At 59.8% G+C, this 3,698-nt stretch carries 2 protein-coding genes and 1 pseudogene; 2 read left to right on the forward strand and 1 reads right to left on the reverse strand.

What is annotated here, in order from left to right:
• Window positions 1-730: pseudogene (locus RTI30_RS13205) on the forward strand (hypothetical protein); the annotation flags it as partial.
• A gap of 56 nt (window positions 731-786) precedes the next feature.
• Window positions 787-1,332 carry an OmpA family protein gene (locus RTI30_RS13210; RefSeq protein WP_312262851.1) on the forward strand — a complete coding sequence of 182 codons (546 nt, stop codon included), beginning with the start codon at window positions 787-789 and terminating at the stop codon, window positions 1,330-1,332.
• Between the two features lie 80 nt (window positions 1,333-1,412).
• Here RTI30_RS13210 and RTI30_RS13215 read toward each other — a convergent pair.
• Window positions 1,413-3,698 (reverse strand): HAD-IC family P-type ATPase (locus tag RTI30_RS13215; RefSeq protein WP_312262852.1); only part of this gene is annotated, 2,286 nt, incomplete at its 5' end.

The following is a 3,698-nucleotide window of genomic DNA, read 5'->3' on the forward strand; positions in this document are numbered from 1 at the left end:
TACCGATCCGGCGTCCAATGGCATCCTCGCCTTCGGTACCAGTTACAAGCGCTATGGCATCGATGCGCAGGCTTGGTACTACAACTTCTATAACTTTGCCCAAACCGTCTACGGCGACGCTCAGTACACCCTCAAGACCGGCAGTGGTGTCGATCCCTTCCTCGGCGCTCAGGTCAACCGCGAGTGGCAGAGCAACAGCTTCCTCAACAGTAGCTATGCGCCGGGAACCAGCCCCATCGATGGCTTCAAAGGTAATGGCGTCAACAGCACCGCTTGGGGTGTGATTGGCGGTGTCGACTATGACGGTGGTAGTGCTCTCTTGGGCAAAGGTCAGCTGGCGGCCAGCTATAACGAGATCCTGTACCACCAAGGAGCTGTAGGCGGTGGCGCCATTATCTCGCCCTACACGGCTGGTTATGCAACCGATCCTCTGTACACCACCTCGATGATTCGCGGCCTGGTGGAAATGGGCCCGGGCCATGGCTGGAAGATCAAATGGACGCAGCATTTCCTCAGCAACCAGTTCTTGTTTATGGCTGCTTATGCCCAGTACCACTTGCAGACCGCCGGCTATGCCAACGACGTTTATGGCGATCTGACCTACTTCCCCCAGGGCTGGGTCAAGGGTCTGTCCATCCGTGATCGCGTTGAAGTAGCCCACGGTGATTTGAGTACGGCGCAGGGTGGATATTTCCTCTACAACCGCGTCATGCTGACCTACGACTTCTAAGGCCTTTTGCATACCCTGCGGCATCGACCGCAGGGCTTTCCTAGGAGAACAGAAACATGCGTTTGTCCACAAGCTTGGTTCTTGCCGCTGTACTCGTTTCCGCCGCCGGCTGTGCTGAGGCCCCCTTCTCCGGTTGTCCGGCCAAGCCGGCACCCGTCGCGGCTCCGGCGCCGGTACCTCCGCCACCGCCTCCGGCACCCGCTCCCATTGCGCCGGTGCAGAAGACGATTCTGGAGAGTAAGCCCATCACCATCACCGGCATCAACTTCAAATTCAACTCCTATAAGTTGCTGGACCATGATATCCAGGTCCTCGATGAGGTCGCCGCCTTCGCAGCGAAGCATCCCGATGCCATTCTCGATGTCAACGGCTATGCCAGTAAGGTTGGTAGCTATGCATACAACCTGAAGCTGTCGCAGAAGCGGGCGGAGAGTGTAGCTCAGTATTTGGAGCAGCATGGCGTAGCGCGGGACCGCATGGTGCTCAAGGGACACTCCTACGAGGATCCAATCGCCAGCAATGCCACCAGCGAGGGACGCTTCCAGAATCAGCGTGTAGAAATCAATTCCAGCATCAAAGTGGAAAAGACCGTTACTGAATAAGCCACGGCTGGCAACAGTTCAACCCTGCAGTGCTTCGGCATTGCTCCTCCTCTGCCTCGCCCCACCTCGGTGGGGCTTTTTTATGGGCGGCTGGCTGCGATCGCTTTTCCAGCTTCGATGAACACAAATATCGCAAAAGCGACAAGAAGGCTGCTTACCCACGCTTGCCAAGACAGCGGGGTAGTGTGGAATAGGCTTTGCATAATCGGGAGATGGAGAAAAGCCAGTTGCAACAGCAGGAGCAGCCCGAGGGCAATCCAAAGCGCTGGGCTGCCGCGCAAGATTTGCCATGAAAAACTGCTACTCGCCAACTGCCGAGCACTGAATAGGTAGAGCGCCTGGGCAAGAACGAGGATGGTCACCGCAAGGCTATGTGCACTGTTTACGCCCAGTCCGCTCGCCGTGGCGTAGTAAAATCCGGCCATACTGCCGCCACCGATGCTCAAGGAGACCAGACCCAGGCGCAGGAACAAGTGACCGTCCAGTAGCGCCTGCCGTGGATTGCGTGGCGGACGAGCCATTACGGCCCCTTCGGCTGGCTCGAAGGCAAAGGACAGGGAGAGGGTGATGGCAATGACCAGATTCACCCAGAGCACCTGCAGGGGGGTTAATGGCAAGGGTAGGCCGAGTAAAAGTGCAGCAAGAATCACCAGCCCTTGGGCGCCATTGGTGGGAAGGATAAACAGTATGGCCTTGCGGAGGTTGTCGTAGATGCCACGTCCCTCGGCAACGGCGCGGGCGATACTCGCAAAATTGTCATCGGCAAGAACGATGTCTGCCGCTTCCTTGGCGGCCTCGCTACCCTTGACGCCCATGGCAATGCCCACATCGGCTTGGCGCAGGGCGGGGGCATCGTTGACGCCGTCCCCGGTCATGGCGACGATTTCGCCTTGTTCTTGCAATGCTTTAACGAGACGTAGCTTGTGCTCGGGGCTGGTGCGGGCAAAGATACGCGCCTGCCGTACTGCGTCGGCGAGGCGGTCGGGGGTAAGGTGATCGAGATCGGCGCCGGTGAGCACCATGGAGTCATCGTCGGCAAGACCCATTTCTCGCGCAATGGCCAGGGCCGTGTCGGCATGATCGCCGGTGATCATCTTGACCTCGATACCAGCGCGCCGACAGGCGGCAATGGCGCGGATTGCTTCTGGCCGCGGTGGGTCGATGATCCCCACCACGGCAAGCAGTGTCAGCTCCTCGCCAAGGGTAGACAGGCTGAACTGCGCGGGATCGGAAGCCGGCTGCGTTCGCGCCAGAGCAAGCACGCGCAAGCCCTTGTTGCCCAAGCTACGGATTTGCTCTTGCCAGAATGCTTGCTGCAGGGGGCGTTGCTCGCCATCGGCAGCCAGTTGCCAACGACAACGCGCCAGGATCCGATCGGCTGCACCTTTGACCAAAATCTCTTGATGGCCCCCGCGATCCGCCACCCAAACCGCCATCAATTTATGGGCAGATTCGAAGGGAATGCTGGCCAGACGATGGTATCCAAGATCCTTTGCCCCGAGCTTACCCGCCAGCGCCAGCAAGGCCCCCTCGGTGGGCTCGCCCACGACTTGCCACGTCTCGCCCGACTCGCGTAATTGCGCGTCGTTGGCGAGAAGGGCAACCATCGCTGCGGCATCGCGGGCGGCATCCGCGCTGCTTGGCGTGACCTCCCCCTGTGGCGCATAGCCCGTGCCGCTTGCCTCGTAGAGCGTGCTGGCTGTGCGCAGGTAGCGAGCGAACATCTCGTTGCGGGTTAGGGTGCCGGTCTTGTCGGTACAAATCACCGTCACCGAGCCCAAGGTTTCGATGGCGTTGAGACGCCGGGTAATCACCCCCTCCTTCGCCATCCTTTGCACGCCCATGGCCAAGACGATACTGAGGATGGCGGGTAATCCCTCGGGAATGACGGCCACCGCAAAGCTGATGGCGGCGAGAAAAAGTTCGAAGGTCGATAGACTTTGGCGTAGCAGACCAACGCCCAGGAGCAGTAGCGCAAGGCCCAAGACGAATACCGCGAGCCCTCTGCTGAAGCGTCGCATTTGCCGCAGCAGCGGGGTGGGGGTTGGCGCGATCTCGTCGATGAGGAGGTGGATTTTGCCGATTTCGCTGCGCTCTCCAGTCGCCGTTACCACGCCAACGACGCGACCACTTTGTAAAAAGGTGCCGGCAAAGAGCATGTTCCGCCTCTCGGCCAGGATCGTGTCGCCGGTCGGGATGTCAGTTGATTTGTCGCGAGGTAGGGATTCGCCAGTGAGCAGGGATTCATCGGCGCGGGCGTCTTGAGCGCGCAGAATGCGGAGGTCGGCGGGGACACGATCGCCAGAACGCAGGCGCACGATATCGCCCGGGACCAGCACCTCGGCGTCGAGATTTTGCCAAGCGCC

The organism is Candidatus Igneacidithiobacillus taiwanensis (genome assembly GCF_031962545.1).
GTDB classification, from domain to species: Bacteria; Pseudomonadota; Gammaproteobacteria; order Acidithiobacillales; family Acidithiobacillaceae; genus Igneacidithiobacillus; species Igneacidithiobacillus taiwanensis.

Coding starts and splice junctions, on each gene's coding strand:
- RTI30_RS13210 (WP_312262851.1), top strand. CDS start 787: ATGCGTTTGTCCACAAGCTTGGTTCTTGCCGCTGTACTCGTTTCCGCC.